18 protein-coding genes are annotated in these 20,633 nt (G+C 63.0%); 8 read left to right on the forward strand and 10 right to left on the reverse strand.

What is annotated here, in order from left to right:
• Nucleotides 1–2: 2 nt before the first annotated feature.
• The 7 genes from EKH80_RS08790 to EKH80_RS08820 form a co-directional block, all read right to left on the reverse strand.
• The gene (locus EKH80_RS08790) at nucleotides 3–1,745 is read right to left on the reverse strand and encodes a DUF885 domain-containing protein (protein ID WP_196240359.1); all 1,743 of its coding nucleotides are present in this window, start codon (nucleotides 1,743–1,745) and stop codon (nucleotides 3–5) included.
• A 140-nt stretch (nucleotides 1,746–1,885) separates the two neighbouring features.
• Nucleotides 1,886–3,469 carry an aldehyde dehydrogenase family protein gene (locus EKH80_RS08795; RefSeq protein ID WP_230473526.1) on the reverse strand — a complete coding sequence of 528 codons (1,584 nt, stop codon included), beginning with the start codon at nucleotides 3,467–3,469 and terminating at the stop codon, nucleotides 1,886–1,888.
• Nucleotide 3,470: 1 nt separating this feature from the next.
• Entirely contained in the window at nucleotides 3,471–4,379 is a 909-nt protein-coding gene (locus EKH80_RS08800) for a dihydrodipicolinate synthase family protein (protein WP_126684356.1), read from the reverse strand.
• On the reverse strand, nucleotides 4,379–5,665 hold the full coding sequence (locus tag EKH80_RS08805) for an NAD(P)/FAD-dependent oxidoreductase (RefSeq protein ID WP_126684357.1): 1,287 nt from the start codon (nucleotides 5,663–5,665) through the stop codon (nucleotides 4,379–4,381). The genes EKH80_RS08800 and EKH80_RS08805 overlap by 1 nt, the downstream gene beginning before the upstream one ends.
• Nucleotides 5,658–5,900, reverse strand: coding sequence for a (2Fe-2S)-binding protein (locus EKH80_RS08810; RefSeq protein ID WP_126684358.1), 243 nt, complete (start codon nucleotides 5,898–5,900; stop codon nucleotides 5,658–5,660). The genes EKH80_RS08805 and EKH80_RS08810 overlap by 8 nt, the downstream gene beginning before the upstream one ends.
• Nucleotides 5,897–7,018: an NAD(P)/FAD-dependent oxidoreductase gene (locus EKH80_RS08815; protein ID WP_230473528.1), complete on the reverse strand. Its 1,122-nt coding sequence runs from the start codon at nucleotides 7,016–7,018 to the stop codon at nucleotides 5,897–5,899. The genes EKH80_RS08810 and EKH80_RS08815 overlap by 4 nt, the downstream gene beginning before the upstream one ends.
• Nucleotides 6,997–7,938: a 4-hydroxyproline epimerase gene (locus tag EKH80_RS08820; RefSeq protein ID WP_126684359.1), complete on the reverse strand. Its 942-nt coding sequence runs from the start codon at nucleotides 7,936–7,938 to the stop codon at nucleotides 6,997–6,999. Before EKH80_RS08820 ends, EKH80_RS08815 begins: the two co-directional genes overlap by 22 nt.
• Before the next feature lie 348 nt (nucleotides 7,939–8,286).
• Between EKH80_RS08820 and EKH80_RS08825 the strand changes: the two genes are divergently transcribed.
• Nucleotides 8,287–9,498 carry a transglycosylase SLT domain-containing protein gene (locus tag EKH80_RS08825; RefSeq protein WP_126684360.1) on the forward strand — a complete coding sequence of 404 codons (1,212 nt, stop codon included), beginning with the start codon at nucleotides 8,287–8,289 and terminating at the stop codon, nucleotides 9,496–9,498.
• Between the two features lie 45 nt (nucleotides 9,499–9,543).
• On the opposite strand, the gene EKH80_RS08830 is transcribed toward EKH80_RS08825, so the two are convergent.
• Entirely contained in the window at nucleotides 9,544–11,496 is a 1,953-nt protein-coding gene (locus tag EKH80_RS08830; RefSeq protein WP_126684361.1) for a S9 family peptidase, read from the reverse strand.
• Between the two features lie 449 nt (nucleotides 11,497–11,945).
• Here EKH80_RS08830 and lgt point away from each other — a divergent pair, with 449 nt between their 5' ends.
• From lgt to EKH80_RS08860, 6 genes are all read left to right on the forward strand, one after another.
• On the forward strand, nucleotides 11,946–12,842 hold the full coding sequence (gene lgt / locus EKH80_RS08835; RefSeq protein ID WP_126684362.1) for a prolipoprotein diacylglyceryl transferase: 897 nt from the start codon (nucleotides 11,946–11,948) through the stop codon (nucleotides 12,840–12,842).
• Nucleotides 12,843–12,851: 9 nt separating this feature from the next.
• Nucleotides 12,852–13,646, forward strand: a complete 795-nt coding sequence (locus EKH80_RS08840) for a thymidylate synthase (RefSeq protein ID WP_126684363.1) — start codon at nucleotides 12,852–12,854, stop codon at nucleotides 13,644–13,646.
• A 154-nt stretch (nucleotides 13,647–13,800) separates the two neighbouring features.
• Nucleotides 13,801–14,289, forward strand: a complete 489-nt coding sequence (locus tag EKH80_RS08845; protein WP_126684364.1) for a dihydrofolate reductase — start codon at nucleotides 13,801–13,803, stop codon at nucleotides 14,287–14,289.
• 9 nt (nucleotides 14,290–14,298) lie between these two features.
• Entirely contained in the window at nucleotides 14,299–15,261 is a 963-nt protein-coding gene (locus EKH80_RS08850) for a Nudix family hydrolase (RefSeq protein ID WP_230473530.1), read from the forward strand.
• Nucleotides 15,262–15,301: 40 nt separating this feature from the next.
• The gene (locus tag EKH80_RS08855; RefSeq protein WP_126684365.1) at nucleotides 15,302–15,580 is read left to right on the forward strand and encodes a putative signal transducing protein; all 279 of its coding nucleotides are present in this window, start codon (nucleotides 15,302–15,304) and stop codon (nucleotides 15,578–15,580) included.
• Nucleotides 15,581–15,709: 129 nt separating this feature from the next.
• Nucleotides 15,710–16,228 carry an adenine phosphoribosyltransferase gene (locus EKH80_RS08860; protein ID WP_126684366.1) on the forward strand — a complete coding sequence of 173 codons (519 nt, stop codon included), beginning with the start codon at nucleotides 15,710–15,712 and terminating at the stop codon, nucleotides 16,226–16,228.
• Nucleotides 16,229–16,331: 103 nt separating this feature from the next.
• On the opposite strand, the gene EKH80_RS23790 is transcribed toward EKH80_RS08860, so the two are convergent.
• Nucleotides 16,332–16,508: a hypothetical protein gene (locus EKH80_RS23790; protein WP_158628797.1), complete on the reverse strand. Its 177-nt coding sequence runs from the start codon at nucleotides 16,506–16,508 to the stop codon at nucleotides 16,332–16,334.
• An 8-nt stretch (nucleotides 16,509–16,516) separates the two neighbouring features.
• A complete protein-coding gene (oxyR, locus tag EKH80_RS08865) occupies nucleotides 16,517–17,461 on the reverse strand; it encodes a DNA-binding transcriptional regulator OxyR (protein ID WP_126684367.1) in 945 nt (314 codons plus the stop codon).
• A gap of 240 nt (nucleotides 17,462–17,701) precedes the next feature.
• On the opposite strand from oxyR, the gene EKH80_RS08870 reads away from it, so the two are divergent.
• Complete coding sequence (locus tag EKH80_RS08870; protein WP_126684368.1) at nucleotides 17,702–20,380, forward strand: M1 family metallopeptidase; 2,679 nt, start codon at nucleotides 17,702–17,704, stop codon at nucleotides 20,378–20,380.
• The last annotated feature ends 253 nt before the right edge of the window (nucleotides 20,381–20,633 follow it).

Below are 20,633 nucleotides of genomic sequence, written 5' to 3' on the forward strand. Positions count from 1 at the left end.
CATCATGGGTGTGCTGTTGTGGAAGCTGCTTTCATCGCAGTGATCCACGCGTCGGTGCGGGCATCCAGCAGATCCAGCGGCATCGCACCGCCGGAAAGCATCTCGTCGTGAAAGGCGCGGATGTCGAACCCCGTGCCGAGTTCCTGCTGCGCGCGTGCGCGCAATTGAAGGAATTTCAGCTGGCCAAGCTTGTAGCCAAGCGCCTGCGCCGGCCACGCGACATAGCGATCGGTTTCGGCCTGAATGCTTGCTTCGTCTTCGGCCGGATGCGCGCGAAAAAACGCAATCATCTGGCGGCGGTTCCAGTGCAGGTAATGCACACCCGTGTCGAGCACCAGCCGGTCGGCGCGCAGCAACTCCTCGACCAGGTGACCGTAGCGGCTATAGGGGTCCTGGTAAAAGCCTGTTTCTCCCGCCAGGCGTTCGGCATACAGCGCCCAGCCTTCCACGTAAGCGTTGTACTGCGCCTGCTGGCGGAACGGCGGCAAGGGCAGCGTTTGCGCGATCGCTATCTGCAGATGATGACCCGGCACGCCTTCGTGATACGCAGTGTCTTCTATGGTGAACAGCGCGCGCTTGGCATAGTCGCCGGTGTCGACCACTACCTGCCCGGGGCGTGAGCCGTCCGGGGTGCCCTGGCGATATTCGGCGAAGGGCGCGCTTTGTTCGCGATACGCTTCTGTCGGCACCACCTCCAGTCTGCTGGTGGGCAATCGGCCGAACAGCTTGGTCAGCTCCGGCTGCATGCCAGCGATGTAGCTGCGATAACGATCGAGAATCTGCTCGCGCGAGCGGGCATACAGCTTGGGATTGTTCGCAATGGCAGCACGCAGGCTGGGCAGATCCGGATAATCCAGGCTGCGCGCGATCTTCAGCATCTCGCCTTCGATGCGTGCCACTTCGTCGAGGCCGATCTGATGGATCTGCGCCAGGCTCAAGTCCGTGGTGGTCTGCATGCGGATGGCGAAGCGATAGCGATCATCGCCATCGGGTAGCGCCCAAATGCCTTCCTGCGCGCGTCCATGTGGCGCGTATTCATTCGCTACGAATCGGGCCAATTTGAGATAGGCGGGGCGCACTTCCTGATCTACCGCGGCGAGAATGGCTTTGCGCAGGCGTTGTTGTTCGGCAAGCGGCATGCCGGTGGGAAAATGCGCGACAGGCTGGCCGAATACGTTGGCGATGCCGGCCGGTGCGGCGATCTCGTTCGCCTGCCTGGCGACTTTCTCCAGCAGATATCCCGGTTGCACCAGCTTGTCGGCAAGGCCGAGGCGTGAAGTGGCGATCCATTGATCCACCACGGCCGGAAGGGCGTGCAGGCGCTTGAGGTAGTCCTCGTAATGCTGCGCGCTGTCGAACGGAATGGAAGAGATGAACTCAGCCAGTTGCAAATGCACGCCATTGATTTGATCCAGCGGCATTTCGTAGTTCTTCAGCCGGATCGATGCCAGCTCATCCTGCAGCTGGCGCACCATCATCTTCTGGCTGAGTTGCTCCTGTTCGCTCAAACCTTCCAGATTCAGGGCCTGGAAGCGCTCAAGGAAATGTTGCAGGACGGGGCGCTGGGCCAGGGCGTGTTCGGGCGAGTAGTCACTCCATCGATCGTTGTAGCGGTAGTCGCCGATGGTGGTGGCGGTTTCCGGCGCTTCCCTTAGCTGGTATTGCCATTCTTCCGCCAACAATTGCTGCAATGCCTGGCTGCTGGAAGCCTGCGATGTTGCTGCGTGGATCGGCACTGCGGCCATGGTGGAAGCGATAAGGCTGCCTATGGCTAGTGCGACCCCTTGTACGAGTTTGCGCCGCCTGGAGTGAGGGCCGGCCGAACCCCGCTCCGGCAATACATGCATGCATGTCGATATCGGGGTTCGCACTCGCTTACTCCTCGTTATGCATGGATATCGCCATCGGTCCAGTGACCATCCACCAGCCTTTGCACGCCACCTGGGTTGCGATCGCGCAATTCCGCTGGCAGCAGGGGATCGGGCACGTTGTCGTAACTGTGCAGGGCGGTGAAGCGACGGATCGCTCCCGGCATGCCCACGGCGGTGAAACCGCCATGACTGGTGCTCGGATAGGGCCCTCCATGGTTCATCGCTGCGCTTACCGCCACGCCGGTTGGCATCTTGTTGGCGATCAGGCGGCCAACCTTGTTGCGCAGGACGCGTGCGATGGCATGCCAGGCGTCGTCATCGCTGTTGTTCGAAGCCCGATAGATGGTGCCGGTGAGATTGCCTTCGAAAGCGGCGGCAATGCGCGGCATTGCTGCCGCATCCGTAGAGCGCACGATCAGGCTCGCTGGGCCGAAGGCCTCGGCTTGCAGGGCTTGCGCGTGGGTAAGGAAGTGCTCGCCGTCCACCTCCAGCAAGGTGGGCTGGAAGCGATACGCGTCGCCGGCATTGCCGCCGGTGAGCAAATGTGCGCCGGCATGCAGCAACTCGTGCACGGCCTGCGCCAGGCCCTGCTGCACGCCCTGGGAGAACAGCACTTTCGGCTCGGCTTCGGCGAAGAGCTGGAGCGCTGCGGCGACAAAGGCATCGCCATGTTCACCTCTGGGTACGATCAGCACGCCGGGATTGGTGCAGAACTGGCCGCTGCCCATGGTGCAGGAGGCGAAGAATTCCTGTGCCAACGCCACGCCGCATTCGGCCAGCGCGCCCGGCAGCAAGAACACCGGATTGATGCTGGAAAGCTCGGCATACATCGGCACACCGGCCTTGTCCGCCGCGGCTTTCAGCGCCAGGCCGCCCCAGCGGCTGCCGGTAAAGCCGATGGCGCCCAGTCGAGCATCGCCGGCCCAGGCGATGCCAAGCTGGCTGTCGAAACGATAGAGCATCTGCACGGCTGCCGGTGGCAGCCCGGCCTGCAGCAAGGCCTCATGCGCCAGTTGCGCCAGCCGTTTGCTGGTCGAGGGATGCGAGGGGTGCCCCTTGGCGATCACCGGATTGCGCGCGGCAATGGCTGAGGCGAAATCGCTACCGGCAATACCGTTGAAGGCGAATGGGAAATTGTTCGGCCCGTACACCAGCACCGGCTTGTTGAGCGACGCTCGATGCGCACGCAATCCCCCTTGCGTATCGATCACCGGCTCGGTCCAGGAATACTTGCGCACCGCCCTGGCCGCCAGGCGCAGCTGGTTGCTGGTGCGAGGCAGTTCCACCGAACGCAGGCGCGGTTCGATCGGCAACGCGGTTTCCTGGTGCGCCAACGTCACCAGGCAATCGGCGTCGGCATCAATCGCAGCGGCATAGCCTTCCAGGAAATCCGCGATACGCGCGGGTGGAGCGGCATTCAACGCGTCGGCCGCGTCGATCGCAGCCAGCATCGTCGCTTCGATATCGGCAGGGCCGCTGACGGGAAAGACCGGGCCGATCGCTTCCGCGCGGCTGGGATCTTCCGCGCGGAAACTGCCTTGTGCATCCAGCGATGCGCGCCATTGGCCGCCGACCAGCACGGGCTCTAGCGTGTTCATGTCAGAGGCTCGGCTTGTTGGCGATGGCATGGTCGATCACCTTTAGCGCGTATTCGCGCTCCCCGCCGGCCACCGGCAGTCGCGGCGCGCGTACGCGTTCGCTGCCCATGCCGGCTTTTTCCTGGACCAGCTTGATCAGCTGCACGAAGGTCGGCACGGTGTCCAGGCGCAACAATGGCAGGAACCACTGGTACAGGGATTCGGCCGCTTTCGGGCCGCCCTCGCGCGCCAGTTCGAACAGCTTTACCGATTCCTTCGGATAGGCGTTGACCAGGCCCGCTATCCAGCCGCTTGCGCCCATCGCGACGCCTTCCACGAGCGCATCGTCCATGCCGACCAGCAAGTGCAAGCGATTGCCCAACAGTGCGCGAATGCCGGCAAAGCGGCGGGCGTCGCCGGAAGATTCCTTCACTGCTTGCAGGTTGGGGAATGCGGCGGCGAGTTCGGCGATTTGCGCCGGGCTGAAGTCGGTCTTGTAGGCGACCGGATTGTTGTACAGCATGCACGGCAGGTCGGTGGCGGCGATCACTGCGCGCACGTGCGCACCCATTTCGCGCCAGTCGGTGGAGTACACATAAGGCGGCAACACCATCAGGCCGCCGCAGCCGATGGCTTTGGCTTCCTTGGCAAGCTTCACGGCTTCGCGTGTGGAAAGGGCGGCGATGCCGGGGATCACCGGCGCGCGACCCTCCAGCGCCTGCACCAGCGTGCGCAGGATGTCGAGTTTTTCCTCGAAACTCAGCGTGGCCGCTTCGCCCAGCGAGCCCAGCGGCACGATGCCCCGGCAGCCCGCGTCGATCAGCTGCCTGGCATGCTTGGCCAGAAAGGCGTGATCGATCTGGTCTTCGGCGGTGAATGGCGTGGTGATGGCGGGTAGCACACCGTGCCACATGGAGGTCGCGTTGCTCATCAGAAGAGTCCTTCGGTATCGGAGGGAGACGGGAGATCGCCCAGCGTGGAAAGCCGGGCTGGAAACAGGGGCGGGCGTTGCCCGCTGCGTGGGAAGCGGCCGAGTTCCGCCAGCGCCGTGCCGCAGACGCGTCCTTGGCAGGCGCCCATGCCGCAGCGCGTGGCGAGTTTGGCGCTGCGCGCATCGTCGAAGTTTTCCAGCGCCCGCAGCGGTACGTCCTCGCAGCGGCAGATCAGGGTATCCGGATCGGCCAGATCGTGGATGCAGGGATTGAGCTTGAAGTGTTCGCGCAAGTTCGCTGCGAATCTGCGTGCAAGGCGTTGTTGCCGCAGCAGCGAGGCTTCGATGGCGCTACCGGTGGCGGCGAGTCCAGCAATACGGCCTTCCAGCCAGGCACAATCGCGTCCACCGATGCCGCAAAGTTCACCCGCAGCGTAGACATTGGCGATGCTTGTACGCTGTGAATCATCCACGGCGACATAAGGGTGAGCGGCTTCCCGTTTCATAGCGCAACCGAGCATCTGCGCAAGTTCGACATTCGGTACCAGCCCGTAACCTACGGCAAGCAGCTCACATTCGATCCGCTGCACGCCATTCGGCCCATCCACTTCGATCAGCTGCAATGCGTCGTTACCGGTTGCGCGTGCCACGATGCTGCCGCAGCGATAAGGTGTGCCCGCCAACTCGCAGCGCAGCGCTGCCGCCTGCAGGGCCTTGCCAGGCCAGCGCCATAGGGTACGGGCAAATCCGTGCACGGCGGCTTGGCTCGCTTGTTCGTAGATACCCAGCACTTGAGCGCCGTGGCGTTTCGCCGTTGCCGCGGCTGCCAACAGCAACGGACCGCTACCGGCGATCACCACGCGGCGTCCGCTCAGCGGCCAGCCTTGCTTGGCCAAGGCCTGCAAACCGCCGGCACCGGTTACACCGGGCAAGGTCCAGCCCGGAAACGGCAGCAGCAATTCGCGTGCGCCGGCGGCTAGGATCAATGCGCCGTACGTTACGCCTAGCGCCTGCCTTTCGTCCTGCAGCAACAATGCATTTTGTTCGGCGGCTATCACCTGCGTCTGCGGCATCCAGGTCGCGTTAGGGTGGTCAAGCAGCTTGGCAACTATGCTTTCCACTCGCCGCGGCCAGCCGTAGCGGACATCTTTGCGCCACACCTGGCCACCGGCCGTGACTTGCGCATCGAGCCACGCAACTCGCGCTCCTTGCCCAAGCGCGGCTTCTGCCGCAGCCAAGCCTGCCGGCCCTGCACCGACGATCACGATGTCGTAGTGCTCAGCCATCGGTTAGCACCTGCATGCCTTCGCGTACTGGGACCATGCATGCGCGTTGCTGCGCTATGCCATCAATGCGCACACGGCACTCGAAACAGACGCCCATGCCACAAAATGCCGTCCGCGGCTGTCCACCCACGGAGCGGCGGAACGGCAGCCGCAGTTGCGCAATGGCCGCAGCCACGCTGATGCCGGCTGGGACATCGAGAGCTTGCCCGTCGATGGCGATGCGCACCTGATTCATGCCCATGTCGCCACCCGCGCGGGATCGTAGGGGCGCGCATCGATCGCGGTGGGACGGTCGAGCCATTGATCGATAACCAGGCGCGCGCTGCCTAGCGAGGTAGTGATGCCGAGCCCCTCATGGCCGGCGGCCACCCACACATTCGGGCGTTGCGGAACACGGCCGAGATAAGGCAGGCCATCCGCACTGACCGGCCGAAATCCGGTCCAGATGCGCAGTGCATTGAGCTGGCGCAAGGCAGGTAGATAACGGAATGTCCGTTCCAGCATGCGCCGGACCATGGGCATCGACACTTCCGGCGTGTCGTTGCCGTATTCACGCGAGGAGCCGATCAGGATCTGCCCGGTGGGCCGTGGCTGCACGTTGAAAGCAACGCTGCTGTCCGCATCACCATGTGCGCTGTCCGCGTAACCGAGTTCCAGTAGTTGATGATGGATGACGCCCGGATAGCGATCGGTGATCACCAGATGTCCTTTGCGCGAGCGCATCGGCAGTCGCGGCAACAGCTGGGGCAGGGCGCATCCCGTGGCGACCAGCACCGAGCCGGCCAGGCTGGTGCGATCTTCAAGCTGCACGCCGTGCGCGGTGATGGCGGTGGCGCGCAGGGGATAAAGTGTTGTGCCGCGGACGCACGCGCGATTGAGCAGGTGCCGTGCCATGCCCGGTGGATACACCACAGCTTCGCGCGGTACGCGCATGCCGCCGGTCAAGCCGCGTTGCAGGGCAGGTTCGAGGCGATAGAGCTGTTCGCTTTCGAGCCGTTCCGCCGGCACACCCACTGCTGCGAGGCGCGCGATTTTTTCCGGTATTTGTGCAAATTCCGTTGCGTTGCCGGCCACCCACAAAGTGCCGCAGCGGCTGTACTCGATTTGCTCGATGCCGGTAAAGTCTTCCCACAGCTGAAGCGAATAATTCGCCAGCGCCAGTTCGGCCGGATCATCGTCCATCGCCACCAGATGGCCCATCGCCGCGGCGGTCGCGCCGCCGCCGATCGGACCGGGTTCGACTATCGCCACGCGCAGGCCTTCCCGGCTGGCATAGTCGGCACAAGCTGTGCCGATGATTCCCGCGCCGACGATGATCAGGTCGTAACTCTTCACGCCGAACCGATACCCCACGCCAGCGGATCGCTCGCGTCGTCGATCAGCAACTGGCCTTGTGCCGTAATGTGCGCGCTGCCGGTAATGCGTGGCAACACACCGCGTGTACCCGGCGCGTATTGCGCCTCAAACACGCTGTCGAGAATGCCTGCCTGGCGCCACACCTGTCCTGGAGCCAGCTTGCCGTCGGCGGCCAGGCAAGCGACCTTGGCGCTGGTGCCGGTGCCGCAGGGCGAGCGGTCGTAGGCAAGCCCGGGGCACAGCACGAAGTTGCGCGCGTCAGCGTCAGCTTGCAGCGCCGGTCCGTTGAGCTCGATATGGTCAATCTCGCCATCGGCGCCGCGAATGTTCGCCGCTTCCAGCGCAAGGCGAATCGCTTCGGTGTACAGCGTCAGCGCGCGCTGGTTGGCGAGCGTAAGCGGAAGCGGACTGTCGTTGCTGATGAAGAACCAGTTGCCGCCCCAGGCAACATCGCCTTTCACCTTGCCGTAGCCCGGCACATCCAGCTCGATGTCCTTGGCGTGACGATAGCTTTCCACGTTGTCGATCGACACACGACCATCAGCATGCAGTTCGATACCCACCATACCGACGGGTGTCTCCAGCTTGTGCCGGCCGGGCGCGATACGCCCGAGATGATGCAGGGTGCGGATCAGCCCGATGGTGCCGTGGCCGCACATGCCGAGGTAACCCACGTTGTTGAAGTAGATCACCCCGGCACAGGCGGACGGATCGCTGGGTGGCAACAGCAGCGCACCCACCATGGTGTCCGATCCGCGCGGTTCGCAGGCAATCGCCTGGCGCCAGCGGTCGTAGCGGCTGCGCAACAAGTTACGCCGGTCGGCCAGCGAGCCGTTGCCGAGATCCGGAAATCCGGCGAGCACCACCCGGGTGGGCTCCCCGCCGGTATGCGAGTCGATGAAGTCGATGATGTGCATGCACGCATCTTCGTTCTTGCGCGCCATGACCGTCTAGAAGAGCTTTGGATGCGTGGATGCGGAATTTTGCACAATTATGGCTCCCGCCATGATTGCAAGGGACCCTCTCATGGCCTTGCGCGACTGGCCTGACACGTGATGCTTACGGCATCGTATCGCCTTAAGGAAAGATCGTATTTGCGCATATAACTGGGTTGTGGCCCGGGGCGAAAACTCCAGCGTACGCGTGCGAGTACCGGGCCGAACCTTCAGCGCGCGCGGGCGGTTGGCCCTTCCTGCGCTTGGCGCTCGGCCCGATTTGTGCTTGTCTAGCGGACTCTGCCGCCGGCGTTGAACGGAAGACGACAGGTGCTGTTGCTGCAAACCCATCCATTTCCACGCACCAGCCAGGCACTTCCCGCACGCGCAAGCGGACCGGTCATGCCTCGGGATGGCGCCGTGCGCCGCCCGGAAGTGACGCAGCGGGTCTACCTGTGCGCGCCGGCCGCGTTCCGCGCCAGGCGCCTTGGCGGCGGCGGACAGAAAATCCTCATCGCGCGTCCTTGCGAGTGGGCGAGGCAACGGCGCATCGCGCAACGGCGACAGCATGCCGGCGATGTGACCATGGGATGGGCGACACTGCCGTCGTGGCAGGCCAGGTATTCGTTCGACGTACCCACCGCGCTGCCCATCATCAAGCAATATGTTCAGTCGTATCGCCTGCCGATCATTGGCGGGCTGGGTGCTGCGGCAAGCGCAGCAGCGGCGATCATCTGCGTGCATGCATGGCATGCGCAGCCGCGAGTGCAGCCCTCCTTTGCACAGGCGGCAAAGGTACCCGCGCCAACAAGGATGGTCAGTGCGCTTGCTCGCCCTGTCGCCTTTGCAGGCGTAATCGGTTCGGCTGTGAGCACGAGCGTGCCGCGCAAGGTGGCCTCTGTGCAGAAGCCTGCAGCCAGGGCGGCGCTCGGCCTGACCGACGATGGCGCCATCACGGTGGTGGCTCAGCCTCGCAGCGCACATGCCGAAGGCTTCAACCTGGACATCACTTCGCCCGCCAGCCTGTGGGCCAAGGCGGGAGCGCGCTATCGCATAGATCCGGTGCTGATCTACGCGATTGCCCTGGTGGAAACGCGCGGCACTCAATCGGATGGTTCGGTAGCGCCCAGCCCATGGGTGGTGCGCATCAACGGGCGCGTACACAGCGGCTCACGAGCAGAGACCGAACATGCGATCGAGATGGCTCATCTGCTGGTCGTGCCGGTGCAGGACGTAGGCATCATGCAGGTGTACTACCCGGTGCACCGCGATATCGAACCGGATCCCATCGCCTTGCTCAATCCGGCACGCAACATCGAGATCGGGACGCGATTGTTGCGCCAGGCGATGAACCGAAGCGGCGATCCGGTGCTGCGTATCGGCTACTACCACAGCCATGACGCCACGCTGGCGCGTGGCTACGGGCAGCTGGTATTGAGCGTGTACAAGGAATTGAAGCTGGCGCTGGGCAAATCATCGTCGCAGGCGGTGGCGCTGGCATCAGCCAAGGCCAACGCTAACGCAGCGCATCTTGCCATGTAGGCTGAGGTTTTACCTCAACCTACACGTTCGTGATGCGGGCAGAGGTCAGTTTGGCCGAACGCCCGGCCCGATATTCTTTTCCAGAAACGCTTGCACATGGTTGTACATGTCTACGAGATTCTGCTCGTTGTAGTAACCATGGCCTTCGCCGGGCTTGGTAAGCCATTCATACGGCTTGTGGGCGGCGTCCAGGGCAGCCCGCATGGCCTTGGCCTGCGCAAAGGGCGCGCGTTGATCTTCCTCGCCGTGGATCAGCAGCACGGGCACGTTGATCTTGTCGGCGAGCTTGTCCGGTGAGTTGGCGGCCAGTTCGTTGGGATCCTTGCCGATCGCCTGTTCCAGATAGTTCCTGCCTGCCTTTCTATCCTTGACGTCGCCCTTCTCGTACATCATTGCCAGATCGTAGATGCCGGCATAGCCGATAGCGCATTTGAACAACCCGGGCTCGCGAATCACCGTCATCATCGCCGAGTAGCCGCCGAAGCTGGCGCCGAACACACAGACCCGCTTGGAGTCGGCGTAGTGCTGCGCTTCGGCCCACTTCACACCGTCGAGCAGATCCTGCTGAATGCGCGTCCCCCATTTGCCGTAACCGGTATCCACGAAGCCGGGGCCACGACCGCTTGATCCACGGTAATTGACTTGCAGCACCAGATAGCCGCGGCTGGCCAGAAATTGTGCTTCCTCGTCGAAGAACCAGGTGTCTTTGACGTCGAAGGGCCCGCCATGCGGTAGCAGCACCATTGGCAAGTCCTTCATCGACGCACCGGCGGGCACGGTGAGAATGGCCTCCAGAGGGGTGCCATCGCTAGCCGTGAAATGCATGGGCATGCGTTGGCCCATCCTGCCCGCATCGATGCCAGGTTTCCTGTCGAACAGCTTCTGGATCTTCATCTGCTTGAAGTCAAACAGGTAATAGGCGCCGGGATTGCGATCGCTGCTCACCTCGAACACCAGCATGTTGCCGTCTTCGCTGTAGCTGGAAAAATCGACGAACTGGCCGGGGAATTTCTGGCTTAAGCCCTGATAGGTCTGCGCCAGCGGCAGACTCGCATCCAGAATGGTTTCGTTCGGCACGCCGGTGGCGGATGCGGCGGCGAAAGGCTGCTGCTGCGGGGTCCACTGGATAAAGCCGATGCTGCTGAAATCGTCCTTGGCCAGCAGCTTGGTCTGACTGCCGCTCGCATCCGTCTGCACCAGCGCAGAAGGGCCGCCTTTCGTATTCACGAACGCATACAGGTGCTGATTGTCCTGCGAAAAGGCGATCGGCACGAAACGGTTGCCGTCATTACCGTCGGACAGTTGTACCCACTGATTGTTCTGCTGTCGATACACGACGTATTTGTTGAGAGTGTTCAAGCCGGAGGCGTAACGAACATGGCCGTCGGCATCCAGGGTGAAACCCATGTTGCCCACGCCAATCTGGCTGATCTGGTGACGGGCGCCGCCGTCGGCATTCACGTCGTACAGCCAAGTATTGTTTTCGTCGTTCCACATGTAGGTCTGCATGTAGAAGTGGTCGTTGGCTTTCGGCGGTGTACCCGCCACGAAGGCATACCCTTCGTCGTGGCCGCGGCCATGCAGCTCCAAACCCCATTCGCGACTGAACATGGCTTGGATGTGCTTGCCTTGGACGTCGGTAGCGATGATTTCACCAAGCAGCTCGGGCTCGTCGAGCGAGCCGAAGAATTTGGCCATTTCCACCACCAGCCGCTCCGGCCCCGTCCAATGGATATCGGCAGGCAACTGGAACCTGGGCAGACGCAGCAGGCTTTTCATGTGGCTCATGTCGCTGAGCTGAAAAATCACCACCGCGTGGTCTTCGCCTTGCTCCACCGCTATGGCCAGATATTTGCCATCCGGCGAAAGCCTCGGCATCGAATAGCCGCCGCGATGCGCAAAGGCTTCCACCGGGACCGGCTCTCCGGCCGTGGCTGCAACAAAGGGTAGACCCAAGCAAAACGCCGCCACGAAGGCGCGCACTCTTCCATTCCACATATTCCTTGTCCCCTGGTAAAAAGTGATGTCCGGCGCGGCCTTGACACTCCCCGTGGGCCGCGCCGGCCGAGTGTAGCCAAGTCGCCAAACTTAGGGATGCCCTGATCTATTCCGCGTACCCGTCACCACACTGAATGCGCGTCTGGCTGCGCCCCAGGGGCGAAGGCAGACTGGCTGTCTGTCTAGGCACTGGGGCGCAGCCAGACGCGCATTCAGTGCGGCCCCAACCTTTTGAATTTAAATGACGGGGTGACGTCCAGAAGGCCCGCAGGCCGTGCCCCGCGGCTTGAACAGACGGCCAGTCTGCCCTGTGCCGCGCGGCACACCCTGCGAGCCTTCTGGACGTCATGCCGGGTGCGCGGAATAGATCAGGGCATCCCAAAGGCAGTGTCCTGACGAGTTCATCCCGGGCCGTTAAACTCCCCGTTTTCGGCTTGATCGGTTACCCCATGGCACAGCCCTTTGTCGTGCAATTCAACCCGGTTGCCGTGCATCTCGGACCGCTTCAAGTCCATTGGTACGGGCTGATGTACCTGTTCGGCTTCCTCGGTGCCTGGCTGCTCGGCGAATTCCGCCGCAAGCATGGGCGTCTGCCGGTCAACCGCGATGCGCTGGGCGACCTGATCTTCTACGCGATGATGGGCATCATCCTGGGGGGGCGCATCTGGTACATGCTGTTCTATTACGCTGGCGGCATTCGCTGGACCTGGACCGATCCGTTGGCGCTGTTTCGAGTTTGGGATGGCGGCATGAGCTTTCATGGCGGCCTGATCGGCGTGCTGGTGGCGGGTTTCTGGTGGTCGCGCCGGCACCGGCTGCACTTCTTCGATACGGTGGATTTCGTCGCGCCCCTGGTGCCGTTGGGCCTGGGCCTGGGCCGCCTTGGCAACTTCATCAATGGCGAGCTGTGGGGCAAGCCGGGCAGCGTGGCGTGGGCGATGATCTTTCCCAATGCGCGCGACGAGGACGCCGCCCTTGCCGCAACGGATCCGCACCTGGCGCAGATCATGCAGCAGTACGGCGGCTTGCCACGGCATCCCTCGCAGCTGTATGAGCTGGCACTGGAAGGCGTAGTGATGTTCACAGTGCTGTGGCTGGTGTCGATGAGGCCGCGCCCGCGCTATCTCGTCTCCGGCTTGTTCGCGCTGATGTACGGCTGCTTCCGCTTCGCGGTGGAATTCGTGCGTGTGCCGGACGTGCAGCTCGGCTACCTGGCGTGGGGCTGGCTTACGATGGGGCAAATCCAGTCGTTGCCGCTGATCGTGACCGGGCTTGGCTTGCTGTGGCTTTCGCGCAAGGCACCCGTGTTGCCGCTGGCGAAGGCACAGTCGCAACAGTCGGCGTAAACTCGGCCTATGCATCAGTATCTCGACCTGCTTCGCCACGTGCTGGAACACGGCGCGGAAAAAACCGATCGCACCGGCACCGGCACGCGCAGCGTGTTCGGCTGGCAGATGCGTTTTGATCTCAATCAGGGCTTTCCGCTGGTCACCACCAAGAAGCTGCACCTGAAATCGATCGTGCACGAGCTGATCTGGTTCCTGCAAGGCGACACCAATATCGCGTATCTGAAGGACCACGGTGTCAGCATCTGGGACGAATGGGCCGATGCGCAGGGCGATCTCGGTCCGGTGTACGGCAAGCAATGGCGCGCGTGGCCGGCTGCCGATGGCCACGCGGTGGACCAGATTCGCTGGTTGGTGGAAGAGATCAAGCGCAACCCGGATTCGCGTCGCCTGATCGTCAGTGCGTGGAACGTAGGCGAGCTGCCGAAGATGGCGCTGATGCCTTGCCATGCGCTGTTCCAGTTCTACGTCGCGAACGGCAAGCTGAGCTGCCAGCTCTATCAGCGTTCCGGAGATATTTTCCTCGGCGTACCTTTCAACATCGCCAGCTACGCCTTGCTCACTCACATGATTGCCCAGGTTTGCGGACTGGGCGTGGGCGATTTCGTGCATACGCTGGGCGATGCCCATCTGTACAGCAACCACCTGGAACAGGCGCGCCTGCAATTGACGCGCGAACCGCGTCCGTTGCCGCGGCTGAAACTCAATCCGCAGGTGGCGTCGATCTTCGATTTCCAGTTCGACGACGTGGTGATCGAGGACTATCACCCGCACGCGGCGATCAAGGCGCCGGTAGCGGTGTAGGACCAGGATCGTAGACTGGGATGCCAATCCCAGCTTCAAGGACTCGCGAATGAGCTGGGATTGGCATCCCAGCCTACCCCCTGCAAACGTTATAATAGGCGGTCGGCCGGGCGAGCCCCTGGCCTTTGTGACTGTCACCGCTTCCGGAGCTTCCATGGCCATTTCGCTGATCGCCGCCCTTGACGAGAATTTTGCAATCGGTCGCAAGGGCCAGCTTCCCTGGCATTTGCCGGACGATCTGAAATGGTTCAAGCAGCTGACCGTGGGCAAGCACGTGCTGATGGGCTACAACACCGCGGTATCGATTGGCCGGACGCTGCCGGATCGCGTGAACATGGTGCTGTCGCATCGCCATGAGGCGCCTTTCCCCGGCCAGATCACGGTGCGCTCGATTGAAGAAGCACAGGCGCGCGCCGACGGCACCGGCCTGATGGTGATCGGCGGCGGCAAGGTGTTTCACGATGCGCTGCCGATGGCGCAGCGCCTTTACCTCACCTGGGTAAGTGCGGCGGTGGACGGCGCGGACACGTTCTTCCCCGGCATTCACTTCAGCGACTGGACCGAAGTCAAGCGCACGCACCACAAGAAGGATGCGCAGCACGGCTATGACTTCGACATGGTCGAGTACATCCGCAATAGCTGATCCCACTGCATGAATGAGGCGCACGGAGCCCCGCTGCATGTAATGGCCGGCGTGTTGCGCGATGCGCAGGGCAGGGTGCTGCTGGCGCAGCGACCAGCGGGCAAGCATCTCGCCGGTTTCTGGGAATTTCCGGGTGGCAAGCTGGAATCAGGCGAGCTTCCGCAGCCCGCGATGGTGCGCGAGCTGCGTGAGGAACTGGGCGTGCTGGTCGAGCCGCAAGATGGCGTTCCCCTGATTCGCGTACCTTGGCACTACGGAGACCGTGGCCTGTTGATCGATGCATGGCAGTTCACGTCCTGGCGGGGCAGCCCGGCGTCGCTGGAAGGGCAGACACTGCAATGGCAGATGCCATGGGAGGTCGACCCGACGACGCTTGCGCCCGCCGATCGCCCCATCCTGCAGGCGCTGCGCCTGCCAGCGGTCTACGCGATCACGCCCGCCGACGTGTTACCCGATCATGCAGGCACGTGGCATGCGCGCCTCGCTGAGGCGATCGAGCTAGGCGCACGATTGATACAGCTGCGTCTCCCCCTGTGGCCGGCCGAGCAGGTGCGTGACTTGGCTGAGCGCTTGCAACCGCTCGCGCTGCGGCACACGGCGCGCTTGTTGCTCAACGGCGATATCGAGGGCGCGCGCAGTCTCGGCCCGGGCGTCGGCGTGCATTTGAAGGGGGCGCAACTGGGTGAGCTGGCGGAGCGCCCTTTGCCCTGGTCACAGCCGATCGGCGCAAGCTGCCACGATGCGGCGCAGCTTGCGATCAGCGTGCACCTGGCCGACTTCGCAACACTTTCGCCGGTGGCCGCCACCGCCAGTCATCCGCATGTGCCTGCCCTGGGCTGGCCGCGGTTTCAGGGGCTGGCTGAAGCCGCGGCGCTGCCGGTCTACGCCCTCGGCGGCATGGCTCCTGCGCTGGCCGAACAGGCGCGCCGGCACGGCGCTCAGGGCGTGGCGGGTATTGGTTCCTTTTGGTGAACAGCTTGCCCACTGGCGCGCTCAGCAGTAGCGTGCGGGCATGCGTATCGTTTATCGCGCCCAGAATCTGATCGACGCTCATCTGGTCAAGGATGCACTGGAGAGCGCGGAAGTGCCGGCCTTCATCTCAGGGGAATATCTCACCGGCGGTGTCGGACAGTTACCGGCGCTCGACTACGTTGCCGTGCTGGTGCCGGAATCCAGCATCGATGCCGCCGAGCCCGTCGTGCGTCAGATCGATCATGCCCTCGCCGAAGCGAGGCTGGCGATCCGCGAGCTGGATGACGACCCGGACAGTCTGGTGGCGCAGCCAGGCTGAGCGGTTTCCATGCCCGGCCTTTCAACGTGACGCCAGTAGGGACTGTTCGTTCGCACGGGGCGATCGGGATAGGGCTGTTTGCTTGCGCGGGCAGGTATCCTAGCCTGCGTGCTTGATCTGGAGTGTTGCATGACCGAGTTTGCAAGTTTGATTCGTGCCGTAGCGGATTTCCCGAAACCTGGTGTCACGTTTCGCGACATCACGCCCCTGCTGGCGGATGGTGTCGCATTCGCGCGCTGTATTGATGCGATGGTCGAGCCATGGCTGGATAGCGGCGTGCAGGCCGTGTGCGGGGTAGAGTCGCGCGGTTTCATTTTCGCCGCCGCGATGGCGCAGAAGCTGAGCGCGGGTTTCGTGCCGTTGCGCAAGCCGGGCAAGCTGCCGCCGCCGGTGATGCATGCCGACTACCAGCTCGAATACGGCACCGATCGGCTTGAAGCGCGCGTCGGCAGCTTGCGGCAGCGTGAACGCGTACTGCTGGTGGACGACGTGCTCGCTACGGGGGGGACGCTAGGCGCGGCGCGCAACCTGGTGGGCCAGCTAGGGGCGGACTTGGTGGGGGCGTCGGTGGTGATCGAGCTGCTTGCCTTGCAGGGCAGGGCGATATGGCCGCACGAAGTTCCGCTGCATAGCCTGCTGCATTACTGATTATTGCGGTGGCGTGGGCTGGGATGACAATCGTAGGCATACGTCGCGAAACCCAGCATCGCCATGCATGCAACCCACGCGATGCTGGGATTGCCATCCCAGCCTAAGCGAAATCCGCTGCCAGCGCCTGCTGTAACGTTGCCGACAATGTTACTGCTTCGCGCATGCCTGGATGCGTTGAGGTCAGCGTTACCATCGCGCCGCCTTTCCAGTCGAAGCCCTCATCGCGCGCGGTCTTGGCCAAGCCCCGATACATGTCGGTGAAGATGATTGATGCCAACTATGACATCACGCAGTGCGGCGGCGCTTGGCCTGGGTGGCACTGACACTGTGCGGGTCGAGTAAATCGCGCGGCAGGCCCCGGATCACTTCCGCCAGTTGCTTCAGGAAATTGCCCATCGCTGAGCTCTTGCGCCACACCATGGCGATGCGGCGGCTCGGTGCATGCCCGCTGAATTCCATCAGATGCAGGTTGGGCGCCTGCGCTACCGGCGGTTTCACCGCCAGTGTGGGCAGCAGCGTAATGCCGACGTTGGCGGCGACCATCTGGCGCAAGGTTTCCAGGCTGGTGGCGCGGAAGCCGCTTTTTTCACCCGCGCCGGCCATATGGCACACCTCCAGCGCCTGGTCGCGCAGACAGTGGCCGTCTTCCAGCAGCAGCAGGCTCTGGTCGGACAGATCGCTGAGTTTCAGGTGCGAGCGTTTGGCGAGCGGGTGCGATTGCGGCACCGCCAGCAGAAACGGCTCCTCGAACAGGAATTCGCTGTGCAGGCTGTCGTCGTGAATCGGCAGCGCCAGCACGCAGGCATCGAGCTTGCCTTCGCGCAGGCGATGCAGCAGGACTTCGGTTTTTTCCTCTACCAGCAGTAGTTCCAGCCGCGGAAAACGCTCGCGCACCATCGGTACCACATGCGGCAGCAGGTAGGGACCCAGGGTAGGGAAGATCCCCAAGCGCACTGTGCCCGACTCCGGATCCACCGTGCGTCGCGCGATGCCCTTGATCTGCTCGATTTCGTTGAGCACTTCGCGGGCGCGCGTGGCAATCTCGCGGCCCACGTCGGTCAGCAATACCTTGCGTGGGGTGCGTTCGACCAGGGCGACGCCCAGTTCGTCTTCCAGCTTCTTGATCTGCGTGGAGAGGGTGGGCTGGCTGACGAAACAGGCTTCCGCGGCGCGCCCGAAGTGCCGCTGCTCGGAGAGGGAAACCAGATAGTGCAGGTCGCGCAAGTTCATGTGGCTTCGCCGTTCCATAGATTGGAGCTATGGACTTTATGTTAGCCATTGCTCTCAGTAATACAAGCCCGGCCGGCGGCCGAAGCTGGAGACAGCCGATCCATCATCGATTCCAAAGCATGCGCTTCCAGCTCAGGCAGCCCGCACCTTCAGTTCCTCAGGTCATGCCGTATGGCACTGTGGCCTATCGCCTGCATCGCCTACCGTCGCGCCTTTTGAGTCACGTAGGTGAGGCTAGCGATGAACCGTTTTATCCGTCCTTTGGCCATGACCGCATTGGCGGCGTGTTGCGGCGCGGCATTTGCTGCAACCGATCAGGTGCCCCAGGGGCAACTGCCTCGCTGGGCGGTACCTGTGTCGTACAAGCTGGCTTTCAAGCTTGATCCCGCCAAGCAGGCGTTTTCCGGCACCACCACGATCAAGGTGGATTTGAAGCAAGCGGCGGATCACCTCTGGCTGGACGGCCGCGATCTGAATGTCTCCAAGGTCACCGTTACCGACGCGCACGGCAAGGTAAGCCAGGGCAAATACGTGATCGCTGCGCCGAAGGAAGGCGTGGCGCGGATTGATTTCGGCAGCACGCTGCCGGCGCAGTTGCTTACCCTCACCATCGACTACACCGCGCCGCTCAATCAGCAACTGCAAGGCTTGTACAAGGTGAGCCACGCCGGCGTGCCTTATGCGATGACGCAGATGGAACCGATCAGCGCACGTTTTGCCTTTCCCGGTTTCGATGAGCCGGACTTCAAGACGCCGTACGACATCTCGCTCACCGTGCCGTCGGATCTGGTGGCCGTGGCGAACACTCGGCAGATCAGTGAAACGCCTGCGGGCGACAAATGGAAAACGGTCGCCTTCGAGCAGACCAGGCCATTGCCTGCTTATCTGGTCGCGTTCGCGGTCGGCCCATGGGATGTCGTGAAAGGCCCGGATATCTCACCTTCCGCCTACCGCAGCGACGTGCTGCCGTTGCGCGGCATCGCCGCCCAGGGCGAAGGCCACCGTATCCAGCACGTGTTGGGCGAAACACCCAGCATCATCCATACGCTGGAGGACTACTACGGTTTCGGCTACCCGTTCGGCAAGCTCGATTTGCTCGCCGCGCCGGACTTCTCCGCCGGTGCGATGGAAAATCCCGGCCTGGTCACCTTCCGCGACTGGCTGCTGCTGCTCGATCCGGATTCGCCGGCGAAGTATGTGCGAGCTTCGTTCAACGTGACCGCGCATGAACTGGCGCACCAGTGGACGGGCGATACGGTGACGCTGGCATGGTGGGACGATCTTTGGCTCAATGAAGCCTTCGCCACCTGGATGCAGCAGAAGGTGACGATGAAGGTGCATCCGGAGTACCGCGCGGATCTGGACCGCATCTCGGAAGCGCAGGGCGCCATGCAGAATGACAGCCTGGTGAGCGCGCGCAAGATTCGCCAGCCGATCACCGGCAACGGCGATATTGAAACTGCCTTCGACAACATCACCTACCGCAAAGGCGCGGCTGTGCTCGGCATGTTCGAGGGCTACGTCGGCGAGGACGTGTTCAAGCAAGGCATGCGCGCATATATCCAGTCGCACAAGTACGGCAACGCGACGGTGGATGATCTGGTCGACGCCATTGCTGTCGCAGGGAAGCAGGGCGACTCGTTCAAGCAGGCCTTCCACAGCTTCTTGAATCAGTCCGGCGTACCCTACGTGCAAACCCGGTTGGAACAGAAGGACGGCAAGACCATCCTGCACCTGAGCCAGAGCCGTTATCTGCCGGTGGGTAGCACGGGCGATGCGGCGCGTGTATGGGGCATCCCGATGTGCGTGCGTTACGGCACCGCCGACGGCAGCAAGGTAAAGTGCGAGATGTTCGATCAGGCCACCGGCAGCATGCTGCTGGATGGCGCAAGCCATGCCACCTGGGTCATGCCCAACGCCTACGCGCGTGGCTACTACCGCTTCAGCATGGCCAAACCGCAATGGCATGCGTTGACCCAACACGTGGCCGAGTTGAGCGACACCGAGCAGCTTGCCTACGCGGACGGCATCGATGCAGGCTTCCGCCATGGCGAGCTGGATGCGGGCGACGCGTTGACCGCTCTCAAGCCGCTCGCCAACGCGAGTACGCGTGAAGTCGTTGCCGCGCCGTTGAATACCGTTGCTTGGATCTACCACCATGAGGCGCATACCGATGCGCAACGCGCCAAGTTGGCCGCTTGGGTGAGCGACGCTTATCTGTCGCGCATGGAGCAGCTCGGCTACCAGCGCAAGCTTGGTGAAGCGGATGGCGACACCATTCTGCGCACTACGCTTGCACAAGCCATGGCGCTGGACTTCGGCATCCCGCAAGTGCGTACGGCCCTGCTCAAGCAGGGCGATGCGGCGCTGGCGAAGAAAGCCGACGGTCGTCTTGATCTGGCCGCCGCCGATCCGGATCTGCTTGGCGACGCCCTGTCCGTCGCGGTGCAGGAGCGCGGCAAGCCTGCGCTGGATGCCTTGATCGCCGAACTGCCGCAGGTCACCGACCCGGCGACACGCAACTCGATCCTGGCCGGGCTCAGTGCGGCCAATACGCCGGAAGTAGCGAACGAAGCGCGCGACTTCGCGCTTACCAAGCAAGTGAAGGTAGGCGAAATGGCGGCGGTCCTGCGTGGCGGCCGTGATACGCCCGAGGCGCGTGATGCCCTGTGGCAGTGGTTCACGGGCCACTATGACCAGGTCATTGCGCGTACTGGCAGCTTCGCCAGCGGAATGCTGCCGCGATTGGTCGGTGGCGGCAGCTGCTCGCAGGCCGAAGCGGACCGCCTGCAGGCCTATTTCGAACCGCGCTTGAAGGACATCTCCGGCGCGGATCGCGGCTTGGCGCAGACACGGGAGCAAACCTTGCTGTGCGCCGCGTTGAAGGCGAAACAGGACCCGTCGGCCATGCTTCGCTGAACCGGGTTGATGATGGCAAGCAAGCGCCGGGCGGTGAAGGCCGCCCGGCGCTTTTTTATTGGATGAAGTTTGTTTTTCTTGGTTGACCGGCCGGTGCTGCTTACTTCAGCCATTTGCCCGGCCAGACCTTCGCCAGCCAGTGATCGAGGCGGACGTGGCGTCCGCCGCCGAAGAAGAACAGAACCATGAGCATGATGGCGTAGGCTGGGCATGGTCCGTTCTTGCGGCCCGAATTCCCTCTACACTGAATGAA

This window comes from Dyella choica (assembly GCF_003977665.1).
GTDB classification, from domain to species: Bacteria; Pseudomonadota; Gammaproteobacteria; order Xanthomonadales; family Rhodanobacteraceae; genus Dyella_B; species Dyella_B choica.

Excerpts from the sequence above, each read along its gene's own strand:
- EKH80_RS08870 (WP_126684368.1), top strand. The coding sequence starts at position 17,702 with ATGAACCGTTTTATCCGTCCTTTGGCCATGACCGCATTGGCGGCGTGT.
- EKH80_RS08810 (WP_126684358.1), bottom strand. The coding sequence starts at position 5,900 with ATGAATCAGGTGCGCATCGCCATCGACGGGCAAGCTCTCGATGTCCCA.
- EKH80_RS08845 (WP_126684364.1), top strand. The coding sequence starts at position 13,801 with ATGGCCATTTCGCTGATCGCCGCCCTTGACGAGAATTTTGCAATCGGT.
- EKH80_RS08790 (WP_196240359.1), bottom strand. The coding sequence starts at position 1,745 with ATGGCCGCAGTGCCGATCCACGCAGCAACATCGCAGGCTTCCAGCAGC.
- EKH80_RS08860 (WP_126684366.1), top strand. The coding sequence starts at position 15,710 with ATGACCGAGTTTGCAAGTTTGATTCGTGCCGTAGCGGATTTCCCGAAA.
- EKH80_RS08840 (WP_126684363.1), top strand. The coding sequence starts at position 12,852 with ATGCATCAGTATCTCGACCTGCTTCGCCACGTGCTGGAACACGGCGCG.
- EKH80_RS08820 (WP_126684359.1), bottom strand. The coding sequence starts at position 7,938 with ATGCACATCATCGACTTCATCGACTCGCATACCGGCGGGGAGCCCACC.
- EKH80_RS08830 (WP_126684361.1), bottom strand. The coding sequence starts at position 11,496 with ATGTGGAATGGAAGAGTGCGCGCCTTCGTGGCGGCGTTTTGCTTGGGT.
- EKH80_RS08800 (WP_126684356.1), bottom strand. The coding sequence starts at position 4,379 with ATGAGCAACGCGACCTCCATGTGGCACGGTGTGCTACCCGCCATCACC.
- EKH80_RS08855 (WP_126684365.1), top strand. The coding sequence starts at position 15,302 with ATGCGTATCGTTTATCGCGCCCAGAATCTGATCGACGCTCATCTGGTC.
- oxyR (WP_126684367.1), bottom strand. The coding sequence starts at position 17,461 with ATGAACTTGCGCGACCTGCACTATCTGGTTTCCCTCTCCGAGCAGCGG.
- lgt (WP_126684362.1), top strand. The coding sequence starts at position 11,946 with ATGGCACAGCCCTTTGTCGTGCAATTCAACCCGGTTGCCGTGCATCTC.
- EKH80_RS08850 (WP_230473530.1), top strand. The coding sequence starts at position 14,299 with ATGAATGAGGCGCACGGAGCCCCGCTGCATGTAATGGCCGGCGTGTTG.
- EKH80_RS08805 (WP_126684357.1), bottom strand. The coding sequence starts at position 5,665 with ATGGCTGAGCACTACGACATCGTGATCGTCGGTGCAGGGCCGGCAGGC.
- EKH80_RS08795 (WP_230473526.1), bottom strand. The coding sequence starts at position 3,469 with ATGAACACGCTAGAGCCCGTGCTGGTCGGCGGCCAATGGCGCGCATCG.